Consider the following 26,490-nt stretch of genomic DNA (forward strand, 5'->3'; position numbering starts at 1 on the left):
AGGCTTGCGCCCTCTGAAATTGATTCCCAAGCGGTTTGGATATCCAACCCTTATTGGGTGAGGAGGGCGATCGCAGAGGCTTGCCCCCACGATACCGGAACCCCGGCCATCCTCCCCTGGGCATGGCGGCACTCGGAACGGTCGGGACATCGCCGCCACCCGAGATCTCGCACTCACGGGGGATTGACCCGTGCTGACAACTGATAGCTGACCGCTGACAGCTTATCCCCCGGCCCGGGGCGGGTGAAAAAATTTTTTCGGTTCGGGAACTTTTCAGGTGCGCGGATCTACATTACAATCTATAGCAACGAGCGCTCGCGTGGTTACAGTTTAAATGGAAATGGGGTAAGAAACCTTAAAACCCTTATCGAAAAGCCGTTTCAGTTCCCTATTCCCTATTCCCTATTCCCTATTACCCTCTAGCAGCGCTATAGTGATGCAAACCCTGTCCCCTGTCCCTTTGTTCGATTTGGTATGGTAGCGAGCGATTTTAGCCGAGGCAATCAATTTCTGCGGAACCGTCAGTTTGAGGAGGCTGTGGCGGCTTACCGGAGTGCGATCGGCCACAACCCGGATTTTTATCTGGCTCACCACAATTTGGGGGAGGCGCTGGAGCAGTTGGGGCGTTGGGAGGAGGCGATCGGGGCTTATGGGCGATCGGTGGAGTTGAAGCCGGAGGTGGCTTGGTCTCATTTGAATTTGAGCCGGGTTTTGCGGCAGGTGGGACGGGTTGAGGAGGCGGAAAAGGCGGGCGATCGGGCTGTGGCGGTTGAGCCGAAGTTGGTGGGAGTGCGATCGGGAAAAGCGGAAACAACATCGCCTCAAAACGGGACGCAAAATGTGGATATAAAAACCCCGAAAAACTCCGAAAAATTCCGAAAAAAAATTAGCCAGACCGGCTCAAAAAAACTATCAAAAACCTCGTTACAAATTGTCATTCCTTCATTCAATAGGCATCAACTTTTAAGGAGGTTGTTAAAACAAATCAATAGGGAAGCTAGTAACTTTGATATATCAGTCGATGTGTTTGATGATGGCAGCAGAGATCCCGTTGTCGAAGAAGCCCGTAATTACACCCGCCTCAAAAGTTTGACAGTCCACAGATATAAGAATCACGGTAAAAAACGATATTGGCAATTAGTCAATCATATTTTCGAGTATATTTCTCAAAAAAATGTCGATTTTTTTATCTATATGCCAGACGACATAGAAATCTGTTCTGGTTTTTTTCAGAAAGTCATTGACTGTTGGTCTGCAATTTCAGATCCAAAGAAAATAGTATTAAATCTAGGGTTTGATAATCGAACTCAATGTTGGACTCGTTTTGAGCGTGTCAAATATAAGTTTGGCGATGTAGAAGTATTTAAAACTCAATGGGTTGATATGTTGATGCTGTTCGAGAGCAGTTTTTTAGAAGCTCTGAACTATCGCATTGAACCGATCAGCTTATCTCGGTGGCAGAATAACCCAAATTTGTCTTCCGGAGTGGGAAATCAGATATCTGACAAGTTACATCGTTCGGGCTTTTCCCTCTACCAAGTCTCCGAATATCTAGTCTCTCATGGAGATCATGAGAGCATGATGAACCCAGAAGAGCGGCAAATTAATCCTTTGATAATTGCTGATGCTGAAACTCCCAATAATACACAAAGCGATCGCCAAAATGCAAATGGAAAAAACTTGATATTAGATCGGGTCGATGAATATTTGCAGTTAGCCAAATTGAAATCAGAACAAAGACTGTGGTCGGAAGCATTGACTTTATATCAGCAAGTCAATCGTTTTTTGTCCCGTGGTGACGCTTATTTCGGTATGGGAAAAGCCTTGATGGAATTGGGTCGGCACGAAGAAGCGATCGCCGCTTATCAGCAAGCTATTACTTTGGGTTTGTCTGGCGAGAAAAAATCCAACTATTCAGGTTATCCATCAAGTCGTGAGTTGGAGCTTTACAATCAGTTGTTGTTGGACTTGAAAAGCGCAGTAGAATCGCAACCCGAATCGACTTCTATCTGGCAACTGATGGGAGATGTTTTGCTAGAATTAGAGCGCCGTGAAGAGGCTGTTGAAGCCTATCAGCGGGTGATCGATCTCACATCAAACTCAGCTTGGACTTCATCTTGGACTCATTTTAATTTGAGTCGGGCTTTACAGCAGTTAAAATCTGAGGACAAACGGGGGGATATAGTTTTAGTTTTCATCCCGGCTTACAATGCCGAGGCGACAATACGAGACTCCATATATTCCGTATTAAATCAGACTTATAAATTTATCGAAATTATCGCTATTGATGATTGCAGCAGAGATCAAACCTTTGAAATATTAAAGCAAGAGGAAGAAAAAAATATTAATTTTAGAGCAATCCAAACCCCAAAAAATGTTGGCAGTTACAACGCCATCAATTACGGATTATTTGTGTCTAAAAAATTAAACTTCGATTTTTTTACTACGCATGGCGCTGACGATCTAATGTTTCCCGAAAAAATAGAAACCCAATTGAGAGAAATGAAAAAAGGGGATTTTTTGGCTTCTATAACTGGATATGCTCGGGTTGAATATCCAACTAAAAAGCATCTAAAATCTCAAAAAAGGGGCCATTCAATGGTCATTTATTCAAAACAAGTTTTTCAAAATCTGGGGTACTATGATGATACTAGATTTGGAGGAGATACTGAGTATTTTGAAAGATTTATAACTTGTTATGGTACGACCAAAGTACATACTTTGAACCAAGTTCTTACTATAGCCTACTTTAGCCCCAAAAATCAGACGGTCAATAACCCTGACAACTCACAAGCCAGACTGGACTATGTGAGCCAATTTAAACAAGAACATATTAAAAGAAAAAATTTGAATAATTTTTATGTAAAAAACAAATTTATCGATGAAGTAAAGACTAGCATAGCCAATGAAAATAAGCCAACTTCTTTCCGAAAATATTCATTAAATTTTAGTTTTATAGTTTGCGGAATGGCAACATTACCTCAAAGGCAAGATGCTTTGAAAGACACTGTCGAGTCCATCCTGCCTCAAGTTGACAAGTTAATTGTTTATCAAAATGGATACAAAGAAAAATTTGATTTTTTAACTCATGAAAAAATAGAAATCGTGAGTTCATTAGATACAAAAATAGATATGGGCGATGCCGGTAAATTTTATGGTCTCGAAAGTTACGACAACTGTTATTACTTTTCGATTGATGATGATTTGATTTATCCCAGCGATTATGTTGCCACCCTGCTCAGAACTCTGAAAAAATACGATCATAGAGTTATTGTAACTTGTCACGGCCGGATCTTAAAACCCAATCCAAAATCATATTACAAAGATTCTAAAATAATGTATCGATGTTTGGGAAATGTAGAGTCAGAAGAATTCGTTCACTTTGGAGGGACGGGTGTTATGGCATTTCACACAAGTACGATTAAAATTGATTTTAAATATTTTAAAACCTCAAATATGGCGGATATATGGATGGGGTTATATGCCCGAGATAACAATATTCCGATATTGGTTGTCCCTCACAAATCGGGATGGATTCTACACAGCGATAAATTTGACTTGAACACTACCATCTATGAAGAGCATAAAAATAAAGACTATGTTCAAAGAGAACTCATCAAAAATTTTGATGCCGACAAAATCATAGAAATTAAAAAAATAGGAGTTTAATTTCAGGGGATGTGAAACCCATTCGATAATCTTAATTTAGTTTGATTTAAAATCTGACAATTATCATGGAGTAAAATAAATTGCTTGTTTTGGGAATATGCTATACAATAATAGCATCACAACATAAATTGGGAAAACTTACATGATAACTCTCAAGCTTCCACAACTTGACTGTAGGAGCAATCAACCCCAAAGTTTAGTCCTGAATGGTGCTGAACGTGCTTATGTTGCGAAGCTCCTTGCAGAAAATGGTATTGGCAAGTATGAACCGCATACGATGGCAACCGCTCTTTTTCTACTGCGAGATGTCGTCGGCCACCGTGATTTTTTTGATATCGGGGCAAATATCGGGGTTTATTCTTTCTTCTTGGCATCAATTTTAGAACCGGAAGGATTGACCATACACGCTTTTGAACCGACTCCCAACCTGGCGGCAATTGCTCGGAAGATTGGGGAAGATAATGGTTTGTCTTATCGAGTTGAGGAGTTGGCTTTGGGTGGCAGTTGTGGCACGGCTGACTTATATCTCTCTCGGAGAACGGATTCTTCTAATTCATTGCTCAAAGGGTTTAGAGAAAGTATCAAAGCCATCACTGTTCCATTAGAAACGGTTGACAATTATTGTCAAAAAATTGGCTTGATGCCTTCGGTGATTAAAATTGACACGGAAGCGACTGAACCCGATGTTTTACTCGGCTGTAGTGAAACAATTGGCAAAAATAAACCTTGGATAATCTGTGAAGTTTTGGCGGGCAGAACTGAATCAAAGTTGATGGAAGTTATGAAACCTTACGGCTATCAATATTATCATATTAATGATTCTTCATCATGGAAGCCTCAAGCCAAAATTTATGGCGATACTTCTTATCAATATCGTGATTGGTTGTTTGCTCCAGAACCGATTACTCAAGGTTTTGTGGATGAAGTTCATAAGTTGGTCGGGAAAATGATGATTTAGCGCAGATATTTTCCTTGATTTCAAATTATAAAGATTATCCATGATGGCGAGTTATATCGAACAAGCAAATCAAAAGTTGTCGGCTGGGAAGGTAGAGGAGGCGCTTTACTTATATCGTCAAGCCATCGAAAACAATCCGGGATTTTGTTGGCATCATCATTATCTGGGGGAGGCACTAGCTCGAAATGGAATTTGGGAAGAAGCAGTGGCAGCTTACCAAGCTGCTATCGAGCTGAATCCGTCCTCAGCTTGGTCTCATTATCGGCTGGGACAGGCTTTTTTGGCTTTGGGAAAAGTGGAAGTGGCTCTCGCATCTTACTCTCAGGCTGTTGAGTACAATCCCAATAGTCATTTGTTTCAAAAGACTTTGGCGGATACTTTGGCTCGACAGGGTGAGACTGAAATCGCAGCGGTAGCTTACAGAAAGTCGCTGCAACTTGAGCCCAATCAAGCGGAAGTAGAAAAAAAGCTATATGATTTAGCTAGAATTCACTTGCTGGCTCAAAAATATGATTTGGCGATCAAAAATTGTCTATCTATTCTGGAAAAGAATGCTGGGTTGGCTGATATCATTCCGATTTTGGGTGAAGCTTATACCTCGAAGGGTGAACTCGAACAAGGAGACGCTTTTTTAAAGGTCACTCCCTATCTGCGACGTTTAGTTTGTCGTCCGGTGGTGCAAAAATTATGGGGCAATATTGTCGAAGGTCAGTTTCAAAATTGGGATAACTCCCAACTCTCCGATCGCCAAAAAATACACAAAATAGTTATATATACTTGCGTCTGGAGCAGGCCCGAGTTGACCCGGGTTGTTTTATCTCATTATTCCGATCTTCAAAAACAGTTGTCTGGTAAAATTCAACTGGAATTATTGGCGGTTGGTTCGGAGGGTGAAACATCTCGGCAGGTTTGTGAGTCTTGTGGATTTGATTATTTGGAGCATCCGAATTTACCTTTGAGTGCCAAGTGGGAATATGGCTTAAATCGGTGCGCTGATTACGATCCTGATGCGGTGATTATTGTGGGCTCCGATGATATTGTGTCTCGGGGATTGATTGAGTTTTACGATCAAAAGTTGCGGGAAGGGTTAGTTTTTGTGGGGATTAAGGATGGATATTTTTGGGATGTGATGAGTGGTCAAATGATGTGGTGGAAGGGATACGGCAGACTAGATACTCGAAGGTTTGGAGAGACGATTGGCATGGCCAGGTGTTTGGCTAGACCGTTGCTCGATCGATTGAATTTTAGTGCCTGGAAGGGGTTGCAAATTAACAAGCGACTTGATAGAATTGTAACCCAGAAGCTATTAGATTTGGGCTTGCAAATTCTCGACCATGAGAATTTGATTCCAGTTGAGAATGATTCAAAAATTCTAAAAATCGGTCATTGTGGATTTTGGATGCAGGAAATCGAGGGCTTTGCTGTGGACATTAAAACTTCAGAAAATATCACACCTTTTAGTTTGTTAAAGAAGATGAAAAATCAAACGATTTTGTCTCGGGAAGAGTCGGCAAAAATCATGTCCAAACACCTGCCAAAATCGACCATTGCAAAAATTAACTCGATCGCCCAAAATTCTCAACTATAATATTCAATTATTTTATGCCGTCCAACCACTTTAAAAATGCCAATACTCTCGTCCTCAACGGTCAATTAAAAGAGGCTGTCGATTCCTATCGTCTGGCTATTCGGGAAAATCCTGATTTTTATATTTATTACGAAAATTTGGCGAATGCTCTCGCCGAAATGGGTGATGTGGAGGCGGCAATAATTGCTTATCGTGATGCCATATCAGTTAATTCTAAGGCAGTGTGGTCTCTTTATAGCTTGGGAAAATTGCTGTCAGAACGGGGAAGTTGTGAGGAGGGAGTTTTGTATTTGGAAAAGGCGATCGCCATTCACCCCGAGTCTTTTCATTATAACTCTTTGGGCATAGCTTTGGGAAAATTGGGGCGGAGCGGTGAGGCAGAGGTGGCTTTGCAGAAAGCATTGGATATGGGATCTTCCTGTTTTGATGCTTATTTACAGTTGGCTCAGTTGAAGTCCAGACAGAAACTTTGGTCTGAGGCATTGGTTTTTTATCGTCAAGCTGTCAGTCATCGTCCGAGTGCCGACGGTTATTTTGGCATGGGTAAAGTCTTCATGGAGTTGAGTCAGTGGGAAGATGCGATCGCCAGTTATCGTTCGGGGATTGGATTGAATCCTACAGTGGCAGAAGCTTATTACGATTTGGGGATGATTCTGGGAAAGTTGGGAAGGTGGGAAGATGCTGTTCTTGAGTATCAAAAGGCGAGAAACATCGCCCCTCATTCTCTAGATATCAATCTACAGTTGGGGGAAATCTTACAACGGTTGGGCAAACTTTCCGAGGCAGAAAGTTGTTATCGTCGTTGTTTGCAGATAGAGCCTCAACAGGTTGAAGTTCAAAAAAGACTGGAAGCTTTATCATTATTATCGCGTCAGGCGAAGACTTCTGGGCAATCAAAAGAACAGAAAAAAACACAGAGTTCTTTATTATCGCGTCAGGTGAAGACTTATGGACAATCAGAAGAACAGAAAAAAACACAGAGTTCTTTTTCTGTCGAACTTGAAGTTGGAGAGAAAATTGTTAAGCAAGCTCAAGCTCATCTCCGAAAACAGGAATACGATCAGGCGATCGCGCAATGTTCTTCCCTGCTAAATGGTTGTCCGATTTTCAAAGATGTTTTTCCGTTGTTGGCGGAAGCTTTCATCAAGCGGGGAAAATCTTTGGAGGGGAACAACTTTTTGCAAGTCGTTCAAGATGTACGCCGATTGATTGCCATTCCTAACGTCCAAAAAATTTGGGGAAAGACGATCGCGGACTTGACAGATTCAATGATTAATGATAAGCTAAATGGAATTTCCCCATCCAAGGTCAATACAATCGTCATTCTGACTTGTGTCTGGAAGCGTCCCGAATTGACTCGGGTTGTTCTTTCTTACTACTCCATCTTAAAGCGAGAGTTATCTGGTTCAATTGAATTGAAGCTTTTGGCTGTGGGTTCTGAGGGTAAGCAGTCGCGCCAACTTTGCGAGTCCTGCGGTTTCGATTATGTTGAGTATCAGAACCAGCCTTTGAGTGATAAGTGGGAATATGGCATTAATAGGTGTCGAGACTATAATCCTGATGCGGTGATCATTGTGGGTTCTGATGATTTAATTTCTCAAAGCTTAATTGAGTTTTACGATCGCAAGTTGAAGGAGGGTTTAGTTTTTTGCGGAATTACGGATGCTTATTTTTTTGATTTACAAACCGAAAAGATGATACACTGGGTTGGGTACACCAGCCAGGTGGATGCCGTCAGGTTGGGAGAAACTACGGGGATGGGTCGATGTTTATCCAAGCCATTGCTAGAGCGACTGGATTTTAGTATTTGGCGGAATTTGAACAAAGACCGAAACTTGGATGGGGCTATGACTCAAAAGTTATATCAGGTTGGTTTGGAATTGTTGGATGAGGAACATTCTGTTTTAGCGCAGGTGGGCGATTGCACTTTGAAAGTTGGGCATTGTGGGTTTAAGTTGGCTGATATTAATGCTATGGCGGTAGATATTAAGTTTGCTGAGAATTTGACTAATTTTCATCGTTATGGCAAGTGGAATTCTAATTCTATAGTACCTCAACTTAATTCTTGGAATCTTATAGAAAAAAATTTTCCTCATCCCATTATTGATCAATTAAAAGAGTTGATACTCACGACAAGAAAGATTCTGCATATAGAAGAAAGCCAAGAATTTACTGTGCCTCCATCTTCTAATATCTTAGAATTATCAGAAGGTGATCAATCTTTTTTAGAACAAGTAATATCCGTTAATTCATTACAAGCTAATGAAACTTTCTCTGAAATTATTTTTCATTCATTTAAAAATTTAAAGAGTCCGAATAATCAAGATTTTCAACAAGGTATTGATCTGTTAAAACGATCAAAATATGAAGACGCTTTAAAATTGTTTGAAAAGCTTGTAGAGCAAGATTCTCATTATATTTTCTATTACTACTTGGGAGAGTGCTTGAGTGAGTTAGGTAAATGGAAAGAGGCTGTTGATGCTTATCAAGAAGCAAATAATCTGAATCCTAAGTTTGTAAATAGTTATGCTAAGTGCGGTGATGTTTTTATGAAGTTGGGGCAGTGGGATAATGCAAAGAATCAATTTTATCAAGCTGTGTGTGCTTTACTCTAATGAGTCTTATAGGAAATCAAATGAAAATTCTTACAATTTTAGGGGCTAGACCTCAATTTATAAAATCTGCTGTTGTTTCAAGTGAACTCAAAAAAATAGGTCTGTGTGAAGAAATAATTGTGCATACAGGTCAACATTATGATGACAATATGTCAAATATTTTCTTTGAGCAATTATCCCTGCAATCTCCCAAGTATAATTTGGGAGTAGGTTCTGGTACTCATGGGTATCAAACTGGAATGATGATGATCAGATTAGAGGAAGTTATTTTAGAGGAAAAGCCAACAGCGATTATTGTTTACGGAGATACAAATTCAACTTTAGCGGGAAGTCTAGTTGCCGCTAAATTACAAATTAAATCTATTCATGTTGAAGCCGGTTTACGTTCATGGAATAGAAGTATGCCAGAAGAAATCAATCGGGTAGTATCCGATCATCTTGCAGATATCTTATTTTCTCCAACTGAAACATCAGTGACTAATTTAATAAATGAGGGAATTAGTAAAACTAAAATAGAGTTGGTGGGGGATGTCATGTATGATGTTTTTTTACGGCAAGAATCCCTATCAAAAAACTTGAATAATGCACTTGAAAAGCATAACCTTAAAAGAGGTGACTATATTTTAGCAACCTTGCATCGAGCAGAAAATACTGATAATTTAGATAGGTTGAAAGCTATTATTACAGCATTGGATATGCTGGGTCAAAAGTTTCAAGTTATTGTGCCTCTGCACCCGAGAACTTTAACTAAGCTCAAGGCTAATTTATTAGTTGAAAATTATCGTCATGTGAGCATAATAGAACCAGTGGGGTACTTAGAGATGTATGAACTAGAAGCTAATTCTAGGTTGATTTGTACTGATTCGGGAGGGGTTCAAAAAGAAGCATACTTTCATAGAGTTCCCTGTGTTACTTACCGCAACGAGACTGAGTGGATTGAGCTTGTAAGTTCAGGTTGGAACTATTTAGTAGAACCTACTGATGCCGAGAGTATTTATAGAACTTTTTTAAAAGCTCTTGAAACTCAGACAGCCTCTTTGCCTACAATTAATTATGGTGGAGGTAAAGCATCTGAAGAAATTGCAAAAAAGATTGTTTCATATAAGTTTGGTTAAATCAAGCCAATTGAGATTAAGTTGAATACAATATCATCCGGTAAAAAAATATGAAAACTTTGATGATTGTATTAAATAGTGTTAGTAATGACAATCGTGTACTCAAATCTGCTCATAGTTTGGAGAGCTTGAAACATAAGATAGAAATATATGGAATGTCCGGTGATAAAGAATTAAAAACAAAGCCGATTTTAAAAAGAATTAGTAATTGGCCAGTTCGTTTATTCCCAAACCCTGGTTATTTCTTGAGCGGAGTTAAGTCAAGAGTAGACAGGTGGAAATTTATGGTTGACTATTTTATGACTTCCATGTTGGTTTATGCAGAACAAATGAGTCCAGAAATAGTTTATACTCACGACTATAATACTATTTTAATTGGGAAAAAAATTGTCAATAGCTTAAGATCGCAAGGCAAATTTGTATACTGGATTCACGATTTACATGAGTACGTTAGGGGCTTAACAACAACAGATGATGAAATCCGTCAGTTGGCACTTGAACACGAGAGTGAGTGCATACATAAACCTGATTGTTTGATTACTGTATCGCCAATGTTGTCACGAAAGTTGACTCAAGAGTATCGTTTGTCAAATCCTCCTAAAGTTTTAATTAATGCTCCGAAATATAGTACATTTAACCCACATTATGAACCGACTGTGAGGCAAGTAGTTGGCTTAGAAAAAGATGTACCTTTGATAGTGTACGTTGGTGGTGTTGCTAGAGCCAGAGGTTTACATACCGTTGTTGATGCTCTACCAAAACTTCCTGGAGTTCATCTGGTGCTAGTCACTAATAATCAGGGTGATTACATAGAATCTTTGAAGTCAAGTGCCGAAAGTTATCAATGTTCAGACAGGTTACATATTATACCTTATGTCCCTCCAGAAATGGTTTCAAGTTTTGTCAGAGATGCGACTGTTGCTATTCACCCGATGATTCATTATCCAAATGCTGAAATTGCATTACCCAATAAGTTATTTGAGTATATGCACAGTGGTGTACCTATAGTGGTTAGTAATTGTGATTCTATGGGAAGGTTTGTTCGCAAGTGGAAAGTTGGTGAAGTTTTTGAAGCTGAGAATATTGACCATCTTGCTAATGTCATAAAATGTTTAATTGATAACCGAGATGCTTATGTCAGGCATATTCAGGAATTTTCTATGTTGAATCAATATTTTTCTTGGGAAAATCAGGATAGTTTTTTCAACATAGTTAATCAAGATATTCAAAAAAAATATCAACTTTTTAGACAACCAGATGGCTCTGATATTGTTCAAAATAGCAGGGAAAATTTAGATGATTTATCCAACGATTTATTTGATATATTTTACGACGCATCGTTGACTAATTCTTTGTTTTATAAATACTATTATTGTTGTGGTCAAGCTCAATTAAATGAAGGCAAATCTACGGAGGCAGAGCAATCATTTTACCTGGCATCTAAGTTTAAATATTCCTCAAACTTAGAGGATTTAACATAATCTGTTTTATGGAAATTCTTTGACAATACTCATCCTTTTTAGTTCTAAGTAGAGTAGTAACCCATGCGTCAGATGAAGACTATCTCTAAAAAATACTTGCTTGCTATCGTTCAGGTTAAGATTAATATTGGCTAAACGTTCTAAGCATATTTTTGCTAAGTAGTAACACATACTATTCCAATATTCGGGGTTTTTTACGTTCTTTGATGAGGCTAATAAGGTTGCCACTAATAAACTTTCTCCTAAAGACCAGTTTCTCGCAGGTTTATCCATAAAATAAAATAAATTGCCACTGTCGCTATCTAAGAGATATCTCATGCTTTGAAAGTTGTAATTGGTGGTTTTAGCATTATTGATATTTTTGATATCTATTACGTCAATTACTTTATCCCAATACATGAACGGTGACAATGCTTTTATTGCTATTGACTCAATGGAGTTAATGCTGGAGAGTGTCAGTAATGAGTAAATAATATAAGCGTTATGCAGTAAATCTATTCTTGAGTTGGATTCTGAGTAAGGAAAACCGTAGTTTTTATGTGACTTAGAAATGATCCAATTTGCAATAGGATGAAAATCTTTGCTGGCATTTTGATCCGCTATAGATTGATATAAGTATAAGCTTTTGGCCCACATAGCGATAGAGTTATAAACAATATCATTCAGATTGTTACTAAAAGCTGGTACATAAAATTTATGGCTTTCATGTTTGATCTCATGCTTCTCAAAGTTAAGCAACTCTGAGGCTAACTTAGCCTGGATATTGCTAATAATCTCTTGGGAATCAGTGAATACATAGTTGGACAAAAAGCCCAGTAAAATAATTGAGTTGGTGATAACATAGTATTCATTGCTGTCTAAATCTTTATACTTAAAATTCAGTCCCCATAGAGTTCGATCGCTTTTTAAAGAACGTAAGCATTGCGTTAACAGTTTGACGCTATCAGAGAGTAATTTATTGTGCTGACTCGTGCTAATTAACTCGCTTCTTCGCATAGAGGCTATACAAGACAGATATTTGCCCTCTGCCATAGGATGATAAGCGACTTCCTCGTAATAAAAGTCAGAACTATTACCTTGAGCCAATCTATACATTTCTATATGATGCTCACAGTGATACCTAATTAAAGCTAAAAAACTTAATTTGCTAGTATTTATAGGAGTTTGATTGGAATTGTCTGACTTATTGTTCTCCTCACTCTTGACATTTTCAGGTGACTTATTCTTCCATTTCAACAATTGAGTATGATAAGTTTCAGCTTCTTCAAAACGATTTTGTTGATTCAGACAATCAATTAAGCTCTCATAGGCTAATTGGTGATTAGGGTTAAATTTAATTGCTTTTTTTAAGCTGGCGATCGCTGCATAATAATTAGCTTGTTGTACTAAAGCTCTACCCAGTTCGTAATAAGCTTCAGCAAATTTAGGATCGATTTTCAGAGCCAGATGGTAGTTGTATTTTGCACGATCATATTTTTTTTGCTGGAAAAGCACTTTTCCCAACTCAAAATAAGATTCAATAGTAGATGAGTTTTGCTCAATAGCTTTCTCAAATTCATATACAGCTTCATCTAATTCATTATTTTCAGCTAAAGCTTGTGCTAATAGATGGTGTGATAAATGGTTATTATAATTGAGCTTGGCGTTTTTTCGATACAAGGAGATTGCTTCGTTTAAATTGCCTGATTTCTGGTAATATTTAGCCAACTCTAGTAAATTATAATTTTTCATATTATAAAACCATAGATTTTGAAATAGAAATAATACTCAATTTAATTAAAAAAAATTTAATTTTACTTATAGGTTGCTATTTTGAACGTTGAGCAATTGTCCAAAAGAACTTACCTCGATCTGATGGAAGTAGATTGATCAAGCTCTTTTCTAGCTTTATACAATCTGTTAAAGAGTTCTGAATTTCTGAACTAGCGTTTGGGAAATTCTGATTCCATTCTGGTGGTAACAGATCGACTAAAAAACGATAGCCACGAATTTCAGCTATACTCAAATTACATTGATTGAATAGAGTTTGTATTTCGTCAGTAGAGTACAAATTTCTGACTCTTTGGTTTGGCAATTGAGTAACTGCATTCATCTCAACAGGATGTTCTTTGTTGATCGATGATACAATTAGCGTTCCACCCACACAAAGCGCTGAAGATATTCTATTTAAAGCAAGATTAATGTCCTTGAGATAATTAATGGTTGCTCCCAAACAGATAACGTAGTCAAAATCCTGAAGATTATTAGGTAAACTATGTATGTTCCCCAAAACCCAATGAATTGTACTGTCTCCATACCTATCTTGTCCAACTGATATCATCTGAGGGGAAATATCTACTGCCGTTAGGTCACACTTTAAACCAAGCAGAGCTTTCAATTCTCTTCCTCCCCCAGAACCCAAAACGAGGCATTTGGAATTTGGTTTGACCAACTCAAGAAGCCAGGAATTTTCGATCTCGTTCGTCATCCTTTGTATCGGATATGTCTCCCAAATATTAAAGTATTCCTTGGCAAGTAAATCATTAGCTTTAGATTCATGATGTTCATTAATTTTAATTTCTACCCATGTACTTTGCTCCTGTAAAGCCAAATTTTTCATTCCTTTTGTACATAAGTGCCACCGTTGTATTTTCTCGTATGGAGCATCAAATACATTAACCATATCCACATCAAAATATTTGCCAAGTATTTGATGATAATCCAATTCGCCTAAAGATCTGTAACCACCTACACGATATTCTTGAAAAGCATCTTTTCCATAATATTCTGTGATTTGCTCAACATCGGTGCGTTCTATGGTTGTTAGGCCTAGATTTAGCATTTCCACATTCAAGAACACACCACTGGGCTTGAGTACGCGATGAATTTCTGATAAAGCAGCATTTAAGTCATAAACGCAGTTCAAAACACAGCTTGCATAGACAGCATCATAAGTGTCACTATTAATCTCTGGCATGGCGCAAATATCAGCCAAAATATCGGGTTTCACCTGCGGTCTTATATCTATGGTGTCTATTGATAAACCTTCAATTGCGCCTAAAAACCTGCGCTCGCTACCAGAAGGTGAAATTAACAACATTTTTTGGTGCTTGAGGTTGACATTAAGTAAACCACTATTATAGGCTTTAGCAAACGTGCGGACGCGCTCGCTGGAACCACATGAGGGGCAAGAGCGTGGTTTCCCTTTGTGTAACTTGAAATCAGCTACAGGCGCACCGCAAATAATACATTTACTCTCGTCCGAATTAATTGATGATTCAGCTTTCAAGCTACTTGTGCATTCCTCATCAAACCAAGTTTTATCTGAGCTACTCAATAGACCAACTGAATTTTTGACGATTTGAGAAACTTTTTCGCTATCTAAACCTTCTCCACCCAATCCTAGCGCCCCAGTCCAAGACATGGAGCCAAAGTGAATACATAAACCACTCTTTGAAGATTTTCTAAAAGCTGCAAAAGCCCCAATTTTTCCATTTGGAGAATTTTCTCCACAGCAGTATCCAATTAAGTAGAACTCCGAAAACGAACGAAGAGCCGTTCTGTCCAAAACCGGAATTCCATCTGAGTATTTTTCTATCGGTATCCCATCAAAAGCGGTGCTAGGTAATCTAATCTTATCGCCCGCTTTGAGTCCAGTTCCATCAAATAGTTTGGAGTTATTAAGAATAGTGAAATCACCATATCCGGGATCGGACTCATGGGGCTTATAATTTAAAAAACCACCATCAAAAGGATTAGGCCCGATGGAATTCAAAACTGGATAAGCATCGCCCGTCCCTTTCCAGTGTTTGTTCGGAGACTTAATTCGGTATTGATCGCCACAGTTTACTGACTCTGCTTCAACATACATTGTTTCTCCTGACAAAAATATCGCAGAACCAGCAGCCTGAATGAAATTATCTAAACCTATTCTGGCTCTTCTTGTCCAATACTCGCTTCGACCGATTATAATCACTAGCTTAGACAACTTAAGAACATGGTGTTCTCTGAGACAATCATCACCAACAAAGCTAATTTTATTTTTTTCGGTGAAAGTTTCTACACTCCATTTAGTGAAACCTTCCATCCACATACTTTTTGTTGCAATCGGTGTACTTATGGGGCGGCGAGCAGAAAAAGGATGACGCCTTTCTCCTGATAAATAAGATTGAGTATAAGCATTGTACCCAAACATAGTGTTAAAGAAATGCATAGTTGTCAAAGGAACGACAACTGTTAAATTATTAGGTTCAAATGTTCTCGAAACAAAAAAAGCATACTTGCCATCTATGTAATAGATGCCACCTGCCATTTCTTGAGGAATTGTTACAATCCCAATAGATTGATAGCTTGTGCCATATTCAGGATTGCAACTTTGCCCTTCAATCCGTTCGGGAGGGTTGACAAGCTCAATTTCCAAGATAGCAGCAAGCTCCATCGCTCCATCCAGTATCGAAAGCTTCACTGCTCTAGAACTAGAGATGTTTGTATAAACACGATAATCTAAACCTGCCTCAACAACGTGACCATCAAAAAAGACCCACTCATCTTTTTGCAAGATGTCGCACTTCTCGATTTTATCTACATGATTAATAGATAGTTGGATGAAGTTGTTTTTTTTCATTGATCTGCCTCCTCATCAAATAATAAGACCAGTTTGCCTGTATCTTCCTGAAGTTTTACAATGCCACCTGCTTTAAATGTAAAACATATCAATGTATCTTTTCCCACATGACGTACTTTGACTTCATAATTGGAATGGCTAGGGGTATTAAATTCTTGCTCCACAGCTATTGTAAACCCTTCTATATCAGTCTTTGAATTATTTTTTAGTATGGTTTTTTCATCTCTATCAAAGAGAATTTCAACTTGTTCTAATGCAACCCAGTAAGCCAATATCTTACCAATGGTACTTGCGTGAATTTTCCCTTCAGAAATACGATTGTGAATGCGTTTCAAAACTGTATCAAAAAATGCACTTGAACGTGCAGTTCCATCATCAGCAATTTTCAGGTACTGTAAAAAAGAATATGGTTTCTCATATAAGGCACCTGGATAAGTGTGATTGATACAGACACCGTGTTCATTGATTAATGAATCCAACTCTTGTTCTGAGTATCCCTTTAAACTACCTCCACGAGTAGATATCCACGAGATTAAATCACCTGTTTCTGTCGAATGCCTCCAGTAAAGCGGTGTATGACACCAGTCTCCTAAGCGAATTTGCTGGGAATTAATTGTAATCCCCTCATCTACCGTCATATCCTCAGAGCCAGTTTGCCAAAAATACTGAAATCCAAAGTCCTTCCATATTTTTGCCATGTAGTACGGGGATTGTTGTTTAGCACCCTGTCCTGAAAGACCACAATGAATTGCCAGGGGACTATGATCGATCCACGTCTGGCTTTGAAAATTATCAGAAAAGTATTCTACAGTTTCTTTTGCAGCCTTGGGTAGAGCATTATCAGGTTGAGGTGCATGGGGGCAAATTTCATAACCTAGCTTCGCTAACTTAAAACAGAAATCCTGAAAATACAAATCATCGAGCATTGACGAAGTTGTATAAGGAAAAGCTTTGCTACAAGGTAATTTACTTGGATTCGCATAGTACACAGATTTGGTTACAGGAATTCCCCACCGGACAAAACCACCAATAGCATCTTTCGCGTCTATAATATCTGAGCGACCAAAGTAGGCAGCTCGATGAGTATTGATACAGGTTCTATCTGCGTGTTCAGTCCAAAGCAGTAATGCCTCAGAGCAAAAGGGTATATGCATTAAACGTGGAAGTATTGCAGGCGGTTTTCCAAGTCGAAGCGAAAACTGTGAGATGCTTGCATCCTTGTCATTTCGATGGCTTGTTGAATGATTCTCAGTAATGTTAACCATCACACCTTTCCGTAACTCTGGTTCTAAATGATTGTAAAACCTATGATCTCTATAGTCATCAAGATTTACCGCCAAGTCAAAATCTGCTCCGTCAACCATAAAGTCAACAACCCTTATGTAGACCCTACCAACACCAGTTGCAGAATATGAGTGTGGTGAGACTGAAATAAATAACTCTTCACATTCAAAGACTCGATCAAAGTAAAAGTTATCAACAACACTATCAGAAGCGCACTGAAAGGTTATTTTTGCTTCCCCTTCCTTGACGGATACAGTTACTGATTTTGGTTTTGAGTCAAGGTTATACCAGCATATTTTTAGTCCACAGACCTTGGTGACACTAGCGAATTGAGAAGAAAACTGTACATCTTCAAAATTGTAACTAACTGCCGACGCATAATACTTTGGATGGATATCTGGAGTCGCAGCGAAGACATCGTGAGGAGGGTTGAAAAATTTACTGATTGACCTGAGCTTAAATTGAGCCGATGGACGATATACACTTAAAGAAGAAATTTCGGGAACATGATAAATATGCAAACCCACATCATTTCCTTCCCCAAATAATGCTCCTTGTTTATCAACATTATAGTAACGCTGAAATATTTTTGAGTCGATTTTCCTGTTTTTTCGATAAACTTTGCATAAAGAAGGAAGGTCATTCCAAACAAGGCGCTCGTTAATAACATCAAGAGACTTTAAAAACTTCCTGTTTGCGGTAACAGAAACCTCTTGACTGTGATGCTCAAATGAAAACTTTATGCTTACAGCTATTTGATCACTGTGACCTTTAATAATCCAGGTACAAGACTCATCTAGAATATCAGCTTGAGTTTTTTCAAACTGTGTAATTTCCGCAACAGCACGCTTCCATATAAACACTCCTCTCTCTGTCAAAAGCGCATTTTCTTTAGGTAAGGTATCAATACGAATGCGGGTTTGATCGATTTCAACAACATTAGCTGTATGCACCACTGGAAAATTTGCCCGCCCAGACTGAAATTCATTACGAATTTCAATCGTGTCGCCTACCTGAAGGTTATCAGTAGTATCTAATTCTATCCAATAATCTTTTATTCCGTAGTAAACTCTGTAAATTGTTGCATATTCGCATACATAAGAGGCTAAACGGCAAATCTTTTTTAAACTTTGCTTACTGCGAAAAACAACCTTACCTTCTTCTAACGTTGCACAATAGTAGTCCGTCTGAAATTCTTCACTGACGTTAATGTTGCTCATTTTTTTTACTCGTGCTCGTTCTAGCATAGAGGAAGCAGTTGTCGAACTAGGGTTAATCTCAATAGCTTGAAGTAGATTTTTAATAGCTTCATCTAATTTGTTTTGAAGAATTAAAATTTCTCCGACTTTGATATAAGCCCAATAAAACGTGGGATTTCTTTTGATGATATTATAATAAAGGTCAAGAGCCAAAGTTAGCTCTCCTTGTCGCTGTAAACCACTTGCTTTTTTGATTATGCTGTTTGAAATCATTTTCAATTTACCATTCTTAGACTATGTTAATAAAATTAATTTATATCAATTCTTAATAATTGATTCTCCTTATATTGACAGAATTTACTCATAACAGGTACGTTACCAACTATCATCATCTACATATCCAAATTGTTCTAAATATTTTTGAGCTTTATCTTTAAATATAATCTTTTCTTGTTCATTCATCTCTGTTTTCCACTTTCCTCTACCATCAAAAATTGGCTGATTAATTTGCCAGTTTCTCAATTGGGTATGTACAGCTTGACCAATATGAGTTTCAGGTTTTTGGATTTGCTCGCCGTACCAAAACCTGGGTGTCTTATGATAATCAAGCATACTTGAAGTATAGTCTTCTTGTAAAAATTCACACACATCTTTTAAAGTTGTTGCTGGATTGACAACTAAACTTTCATATTTGACTACTTTCACTCTATAATCATTCCAATATTGAAGACCTGCTAAATTATCATAAATCCATCGGTCAACCATTGTAGAGAAAACACCATTCGGTTGTCTTGCTTTCAAAGAACAAGCAACATCTCTGCCATCTCTTAGCATTAATATAAATTGCGCTTCTGGTCTATATAAAGATAGTTGTCCAATCTGAAAGATGTGGGTGGGCGTTTTTTCAACCCAACACTTTTTGCCTACTTCTCGACATTTTCTATCCCACTGATGAAGAGTAGCTCTTATTTCACAATCACTTTTCATAAAAAGATTACTTTCTTTAGGGATAGGGTGAAGCGAGGGATGAGAACTCAAAATCGCCAGCATAATTGAAGTTCCACTATGACCACAACCGACTATAAAAATAGGGTTTTTAACCATGTCTTTTGAACTGCATGGCTTAATGAATAAGGAATTATGGTAACGCTTAACTTCATCGGGATTAATCTGAATAGCGTGTGTGTAACATGATCTCGATTCATTAAAACTTCCCATTTGAGCTTTGGCATTTCCAAGATTTTGATAATACCAAGCTGAATGAGGGCTGATTGCAATGGCTTTCTGAAAACAAGTGATTGACTGGCTGATTTCACCTTTTTCTAATAACACTTCTCCTAGTTTATTCTGAGCTTCTGGAGATAAAGAATTCAGATGAATCGCCTGTTGTAAAGAATTGATAGCTTCGTCAAAGCGTTTTTGCCTGAAATATACTTTCCCCAAGTTATAACGAAGCCAAAAACAGTTGGGATAAAGTTTTACAGCTTTCTGGAGAACAAAAATAGCAATGTAAAAAGAACCAAGTTGATGTAAAAGCCGATCAAAACTATTATTTAAAGTATCAAGATTTGGCTTTCGTTTTAAAGCTTTTTTCATAAAATCAGAACCGCTTCATCAAATTAACCTTGCCACCTGAGTTGATTGGCTTTTTTGCTCAAACGCTTTTGAGACATATGAGATCAATATTTTAAATTGAATGAAAAAACAAGCATTTTACATCTTCCTCAGTTTCTCGAACCCGATTGCATCTTAATCTAATCCTTCTCTCAATACACCAACCACCTTCTCAATCACTTCCTCCTCCAACTCCGGCCAAATCGGTAAACTCAACACCTCCTGCGCCGCCAAATCGCTCACCGGACAAGCCTCATATTGACCTTTATAAACAGGTAACTGATCCTGTGGCACAGGATAATAGATCATAGTCCCAATCCCCTGCTCTGCCAAATACGCCTTCAACCCATCGCGCTTTCCGCCAGTCACCCGAACCGTGTACTGATGAAACACATGACCCTCAGCCAAACCCGGAGTCACCACACCCTCCACATCCGCCAATAACCGATTATACACCTCAGCCACCCGACGCCGACCCTGATTCCACTTATCAATATAGTGCAGCTTCACCCGCAACACCGCCGCCTGAATCGTATCCAACCGGGAATTATACCCCACAACCTCATTATGATACTTTTTCTTCGCTCCATGAATTCGCAGCATCCGAGCCACCTCAGCCACCCACTCATCATCGGTGACAATCATCCCCCCATCACCATAACCCCCCAAATTCTTAGACGGGAAAAAGGAAAAAGCCCCCACATCACCAATCGTACCCGTCGCCTTACCACTAATCGCCTCCCGTGTCTGTTCCTGACAAACACAATCCAACTGACACTGACCCGCATACCTCGCCCCAAAAGACTGGGCGCAATCCTCAATCACCTTTAAACCATGTTCCTGGGCAATCTCCCTAATTTGTCCCATCGCCGCAGGTTGTCCATACAAATGCACAGGCATAATCGCCTTAGTCCGAGAAGTAATCTTATCCCGAATCTGCTGGGGGTCAATGTTGTAGGTACTCCCGTCAATATCAGCAAACACCACCTTCGCCCCGACGTTATTAATCGATTCCGCCGTCGCAAAAAAAGAAAAAGGAGTGGTAATCACCTCATCCCCTTCTCCAATTCCCGCAGCCCGCAAACCAATCACCAAGGCATCCGTACCGGAATTCACCCCAATGGCATACTTAACCCCCAGATAAGCCGCCACCTCCCGTTCAAATTCCTTAACATCAGGCCCCATAATAAATTGACTCGACTCAATCACCCGATTGATAGCCGCCTGAATCTCCCCCTTAATACTTTCGTATTGTGGTTTTAAATCCAAAACAGGAATCTTAGTCTGACTCATTTTAAACAAATCTCCTCACTCTAAACTTGTTCAATTTCCACAGCCGAAATCTTTCGATATTTCACGCCAATCGAATCAACGGCGTACCCCTCAGCATCAAACTCCAACACATCCCCGTAGGCGCTCATCCAACCGATGAGTTTTGCAGGTACTCCCGCCACCATCCCGTAAGCCGGAACATCCTTCGTCACCACCGCCCCCGCAGCAACAAAAGCGCACTCATGCAGCGTTATTCCGCAAACAATCGTGGCATTCGCCCCAATACTCGCCCCCCGTTTAATTACAGTCGTTAAATAATCATCACTGGTATTGCGGGGAAACTCAGAACGGGGGGTTTTAATATTAGTAAACACCATACTAGGGCCACAAAACACATAATCTTCTAGAATCACCCCCTCATAGAGAGAAACGTTATTCTGAATTTTGCACCCATTCCCGATCGCCACATTGTTAGCCACGAAAACATTTTGCCCAAAGGAACAATTCCGGCCGATCTTAGCCTTGCCCATTATATGACAAAAATGCCAGATTTTAGTTCCCGCCCCCACATCGGCACCCTCGTCCACACAAGCCGACTCGTGGACAAAATAATCAGCCATTCAACAACTCCGTCGCCTTGTCCAAAATTTCCACCACGGCCACCCCATTCCAACCGTCCGACAGGGGACGCCGCCGACTTTTCACGCAGTCCAAGAAATGCTGACACTCGATCCTCAACGGCTGAGAATCCGCCACTTCCACCACCTCGCTGCCATCATCTCGATTATTCAAATCCCCATCAACCCCCTTATCATAAATCGTGATTTTTTGCAACACCTCGTCGTAAACCAACATCTGCCGGTCCCCAATCACCACCGTATCCCGAGCCAACACCGGCCAATACCAAGAACAGTGGACGTGGGCCGTCTGGCCCCCGGCAAAATTCAGATCGACGTGGACGTTATCCTCGACCCCGGGCTGCAACATGGCGTGACCGCCCGCCGCCACCCCCTGCAACTGCGGTTTTCCCAACAACTCCAAAATCACCGAAACATCATGGGGGGCAAACGACCACCAAACATTTTCCTCGCGCCGCACCCGACCCAACTTGAGCCGTCGAGTCGCCACGTGCAGCACATTTCCCGCCTTGCCCGTCGCCAAATAATCTCGCATCCAATCGATGGCGGGCTGATACAGCAGCAAATGACCCACCATCAAAATTCGAGATTCCCTATCCGCAAACGTCGCCAAATGCCGCGCCTCATCGGTTCGCAGCGTCATCGGCTTTTCCACAAACACATCCTTGCCCGCCTCCAAAGCCATCATCGCCAACTCATAGTGACTCGGGGCGGGGGTCGCCAAAACCAACGCCGGCACATCCGTCGTCAGGGCTTGCTGATAATCTTCATAAATCGACATCCCCGGATAAGTGGCGGCCACCTCTTCCCGCAAGCTGGGGTTGACTTCCACAACGCCCGCCAACGCCCCCAACTCGTGAAAATTTCGAGCCAAGTTTCGCCCCCACTTGCCCGCACCAACAACAATTACCTGAGTCACAGTAAAATCACCTTTTCCTGATTGCAGTCCAAATGTCGAGTCACACCCCGAGTATCGAGAACGGCACGGGCCTTCTCCACCAAATTGACATAATCAATCCGAGTATGATCGGTTGCAATTAACACCAAATCTGCGTCTGCAATTGTTTCATCCGTCAAGTCCACCGAAGACAACTCATGGCCGCCGACGGGCAGATCGGCAACATAAGGGTCATGGTACACCACCTCGACCCCATCTTTCAACAAAAACTCGATCACCTCAACGGCCGGCGACTCCCGCCAGTCTCCCAAGTCTTTTTTATAAGCCGCTCCCACCACGAGGATCTTCGCCCGACTGGGTGCAATCCCCCTCTGATTCAGAACGCGCCAAGTTTTCTCCCGGACAAACTGCGGCATCTTGCGATTGATCTCTCCCGCCAATGCAATAAAGTGGGTATTGAAATTAAATTCCTTAGCCTTCCACTCCAAATAGTGGGGGTCGAGGGGAATGCAGTGGCCGCCCACCCCCGGCCCCGGATAAAAGGGCATGATGCCAAAGGGCTTGGTATTCGCCGCATCCAACACTTCCCAGACATTCAACTCCAAGCGATCGCACAAGATGGCCAACTCGTTAACCAACGCAATGTTGACCGCCCTAAACGTATTTTCAAAAACCTTGACCAACTCGGCCGCCTTGGCACTGCCGACCGGAACGACGTGAAGGATCGTCTGTTGATAAAATAAAATTGCAATTTCTAAAGAGAGCGGATCGGAAGCCCCCACAACTTTATTCGTATTCCGAGTTGTATATCGCTTGTTGCCGGGATCGACCCTTTCGGGAGAGTAGGCGAGAAAAAAATCTTTCCCCTGTTCGAGTCCGCTCACTTGCTCCAAAATCGGCTTCATCACCTCATCTGTCGTCCCCGGATAGGTCGTAGACTCCAGCGTAATGAGTTGTCCGGGCCGCAAACGCTTGGCAACTTCCGCCGTCACACTCTCGATATAACTCAAATTGGGTGTCAAATTTTTCGTCAGCGGTGTCGGCACGCAGATCACGATCACATCCGCTTCCGATACCCGATCGAAATCAGTAAAAGCTGTTAACTTTCCCTCGCCGACCACCAACTTTAACTCTTCATCCTTGACATCCCCGATATAATTCTGACTCCGGTTCACTTGTTCGGCCCGGGCCGGGCTCTGCTCGATGCCCATCACCCGAAACCCAACCTTTGCCTTTTCGACGGCAAAAGGTAAGCCGACATACCCCAATCCCACAACTGACACGATCGCCTCATGGGTTTTAATTTTATCCTTTAGCTTGTCCGAACAATCCATTTCCCGTTTCCTGTAATTTTATTTAGCAATTGGCAATCCGACCATCTTATCTCAAAAACCAACCCCACCAAAGCGCCCCCGTGTTCAGCATTGTTTATCCTCCCGTAAACAAAAGATAAATTTTCTCGATTTGACTGGCGGTGAAAAAATGCCGGGTAAACTTGGAATTCAAACACGCTTCCAAATATTTGTCGGGCAACTTCATATTTTTCATCACTGACACAACTTGCATCTCATCAGACTCGTCGCCCCATCTCAAACTTTCGACCCCCAAAAACATCGAAACGATCCTTTCTTTTTCAGACGGACTGATTTCATCTTGTAAAATCAAAACGTGATGATTTTGACGGAGATAAGTCTTCCACCCTAAAATCGAAAAAGGAGATGAGTAAGCATCAAACTGAAGGTCATTTTTCAATTTATCATCCAACCATTTGATGGCACAAAGCGGATCTGAATTGACCAAATTGACACACAGTTTTTTCCAATCCAATCCCTCTATCTGGCCCTCAGAAAGTTCTGAATAACACCCGTTCATCTGTCGCAACAAAAACATGATATTAGATGCGATCGGATTTTTGATGACGACAATCATTTTGACCCGATCCCCAATTTTAAAGATGGGGATTTCCGGATTTTGCAGACTTGAACCGGGAAAATTAACCGAAAACTTATCCGTATAATTTTTGATTAAATTGGACATCGAATTGGCGCTCCGACCATCCATACCCCAAATCAATAACTGGTTTGATTTTGTGGGAGATTCTAAAAAAACAGATTTGGGAATAGAACAGCCGAAGTCTTGTTCTTCCAAAATCAAATCTTGCAAAGAAACAGTTTGATTTGCCAACTGACTTTCAAAAAACGGATTTTCAAGCGTTTGCAGAAGTAGATTTGCTTTCCGATGCCGGGGAACACGAGACAACAAGTGGTTCAAGGTGGCGATCGCCTCGGCTTGTTTTCCACTCTTCCCCAACGCAACAGCCTTTCCATAAAGCAATCCCAACAGATCTGGCCTGAAACTAATGCACTGTTCAAATAACCGGACTGCTTCTTCATGTTCTTGATTTTTCAAACTATCTATTGCGCGATTTCTGAGTCCGTGAAAATACTTCCTTCCACTCAATCGATGCTTGTCGATAATGTGTTCTGCCCGAAAATCGCGTTCAACCGAAGGTGGATGTTTTAAAGGAAAGCCCACGGATTCTGTTGGCAAGTTGGCAATTTCATCGACTTCCCAGGTCGTGTGAGCCGCTTCGGAGCCGAAACCAATATTAGTAATCAAATTATAATTCGAGTTGACCGAAAGCCCTCGATTGGCAAAGCACGCAAAACTCCAAGCCCATCCCCACGAATTAAAGCCATTATAAATCAGATCGAATATTGTTTCCCAGTATTTCGTAGCTCGTTCGGACTGAAGCAGATCCTTGAGCCAGCTCGTTTTCCGAAGTTCCGGCCACAGCTTTAAACTGCCATCATACAACTGCCAAGCTCTCCGCCAAGTTGCCCAACCACAGTAAAAACTGTAGCACGAAAAAAAATAACTGTACTCTGGAGATTTATAACCGTGGGTATTTTCTCCGATAATCTGCATCACCCGGCCATCATCCCGATACCGTTCCAACAACTCCTGACAAAACCAAAAAAAACTCGGGTCGGGAATGCAATCATCCTCCAAAATAATCGCCTCCTCCACCAACCCAAACACCCAATCCAACCCGCTGGAAACCCGCTCCTTGCAGCCCAAATTGACATCGGAATAGTTCGTCAACACCCGACAATCCCAATCCACCCCCCCGACAATCCGCCGCGTTTGGGCACACTTTCGGGCCTCCGCCGCATCGCCCGCCCTCGGGCCGTCGGCAATCACCAGCAGTTGGGACGGCTTCACCCGCCGAATCACGTCAAACACCCTCCGCGTCGTGTCCGGACGCCGGAAGATAATCAAAACAACGGGTGTCGTCAGCGATTCCGATGGGGCCATGAGCGCTGGGGGTTGACAGGATGGGTGCGACGCTCTCGATTATACAGGCAAGATGCCCGTGCTACACGAAGAGCGTGAGTTTAGCAGGAATCGCCGTTCGGTTTAACGGAACAAAGCGTTCGGTTATCCGCACTTGACAATTTTTTAAAAATATGTAATGGAGCGCCGGCTGAGTTACAGGAGTCAATATCCGGTGCGATCGCGCTTCTGTTGGGACAGCTTCACCCGCCGCATCACA

The 26,490-nt window shown here is 40.8% G+C and carries 15 protein-coding genes; 6 read left to right on the forward strand and 9 right to left on the reverse strand.

Annotated elements, in window-relative coordinates; translation table 11 throughout:
* Positions 1-474: 474 nt before the first annotated feature.
* From AC0QHF_RS16215 to AC0QHF_RS16240, 6 genes are all read left to right on the forward strand, one after another.
* A complete protein-coding gene (locus AC0QHF_RS16215; RefSeq protein WP_324705271.1) occupies positions 475-3,669 on the forward strand; it encodes a glycosyltransferase in 3,195 nt (1,064 codons plus the stop codon).
* Positions 3,670-3,811: 142 nt separating this feature from the next.
* A complete protein-coding gene (locus AC0QHF_RS16220; protein WP_324705272.1) occupies positions 3,812-4,627 on the forward strand; it encodes an FkbM family methyltransferase in 816 nt (271 codons plus the stop codon).
* 40 nt (positions 4,628-4,667) lie between these two features.
* A complete protein-coding gene (locus AC0QHF_RS16225; RefSeq protein WP_324705273.1) occupies positions 4,668-6,215 on the forward strand; it encodes a tetratricopeptide repeat protein in 1,548 nt (515 codons plus the stop codon).
* Positions 6,216-6,229: 14 nt separating this feature from the next.
* Complete coding sequence (locus AC0QHF_RS16230) at positions 6,230-8,830, forward strand: tetratricopeptide repeat protein (protein ID WP_324705274.1); 2,601 nt, start codon at positions 6,230-6,232, stop codon at positions 8,828-8,830.
* A 20-nt stretch (positions 8,831-8,850) separates the two neighbouring features.
* Positions 8,851-9,945, forward strand: coding sequence for a non-hydrolyzing UDP-N-acetylglucosamine 2-epimerase (gene wecB / locus AC0QHF_RS16235; RefSeq protein ID WP_324705275.1), 1,095 nt, complete (start codon positions 8,851-8,853; stop codon positions 9,943-9,945).
* Between the two features lie 50 nt (positions 9,946-9,995).
* The gene (locus AC0QHF_RS16240; protein ID WP_324705276.1) at positions 9,996-11,426 is read left to right on the forward strand and encodes a glycosyltransferase family 4 protein; all 1,431 of its coding nucleotides are present in this window, start codon (positions 9,996-9,998) and stop codon (positions 11,424-11,426) included.
* A 6-nt stretch (positions 11,427-11,432) separates the two neighbouring features.
* On the opposite strand, the gene AC0QHF_RS16245 is transcribed toward AC0QHF_RS16240, so the two are convergent.
* The 9 genes from AC0QHF_RS16245 to AC0QHF_RS16285 form a co-directional block, all read right to left on the reverse strand.
* Complete coding sequence (locus AC0QHF_RS16245; RefSeq protein WP_324705277.1) at positions 11,433-13,157, reverse strand: tetratricopeptide repeat protein; 1,725 nt, start codon at positions 13,155-13,157, stop codon at positions 11,433-11,435.
* Positions 13,158-13,233: 76 nt separating this feature from the next.
* Positions 13,234-16,029 carry a methyltransferase domain-containing protein gene (locus AC0QHF_RS16250; RefSeq protein ID WP_324705278.1) on the reverse strand — a complete coding sequence of 932 codons (2,796 nt, stop codon included), beginning with the start codon at positions 16,027-16,029 and terminating at the stop codon, positions 13,234-13,236.
* Positions 16,026-18,785 (reverse strand): tetratricopeptide repeat protein, encoded by a 2,760-nt coding sequence (locus AC0QHF_RS16255; protein ID WP_324705279.1) that lies wholly within the window; start codon positions 18,783-18,785, stop codon positions 16,026-16,028. Before AC0QHF_RS16255 ends, AC0QHF_RS16250 begins: the two co-directional genes overlap by 4 nt.
* A gap of 102 nt (positions 18,786-18,887) precedes the next feature.
* The gene (locus tag AC0QHF_RS16260; protein WP_324705280.1) at positions 18,888-20,108 is read right to left on the reverse strand and encodes a tetratricopeptide repeat-containing sulfotransferase family protein; all 1,221 of its coding nucleotides are present in this window, start codon (positions 20,106-20,108) and stop codon (positions 18,888-18,890) included.
* Positions 20,109-20,261: 153 nt separating this feature from the next.
* The gene (locus AC0QHF_RS16265) at positions 20,262-21,419 is read right to left on the reverse strand and encodes a DegT/DnrJ/EryC1/StrS family aminotransferase (RefSeq protein ID WP_324705281.1); all 1,158 of its coding nucleotides are present in this window, start codon (positions 21,417-21,419) and stop codon (positions 20,262-20,264) included.
* A gap of 20 nt (positions 21,420-21,439) precedes the next feature.
* A complete protein-coding gene (locus tag AC0QHF_RS16270; RefSeq protein ID WP_324705282.1) occupies positions 21,440-22,018 on the reverse strand; it encodes an acyltransferase in 579 nt (192 codons plus the stop codon).
* Positions 22,011-22,955, reverse strand: coding sequence for a Gfo/Idh/MocA family protein (locus AC0QHF_RS16275; RefSeq protein WP_324705283.1), 945 nt, complete (start codon positions 22,953-22,955; stop codon positions 22,011-22,013). The genes AC0QHF_RS16270 and AC0QHF_RS16275 overlap by 8 nt, the downstream gene beginning before the upstream one ends.
* Complete coding sequence (locus tag AC0QHF_RS16280) at positions 22,952-24,268, reverse strand: nucleotide sugar dehydrogenase (protein ID WP_324705284.1); 1,317 nt, start codon at positions 24,266-24,268, stop codon at positions 22,952-22,954. The genes AC0QHF_RS16275 and AC0QHF_RS16280 overlap by 4 nt, the downstream gene beginning before the upstream one ends.
* 94 nt (positions 24,269-24,362) lie before the next feature.
* Positions 24,363-25,976 carry a tetratricopeptide repeat protein gene (locus AC0QHF_RS16285; RefSeq protein WP_324705285.1) on the reverse strand — a complete coding sequence of 538 codons (1,614 nt, stop codon included), beginning with the start codon at positions 25,974-25,976 and terminating at the stop codon, positions 24,363-24,365.
* Positions 25,977-26,490: the final 514 nt, after the last annotated feature.

Source organism: Lyngbya sp. CCY1209, assembly GCF_055795065.1.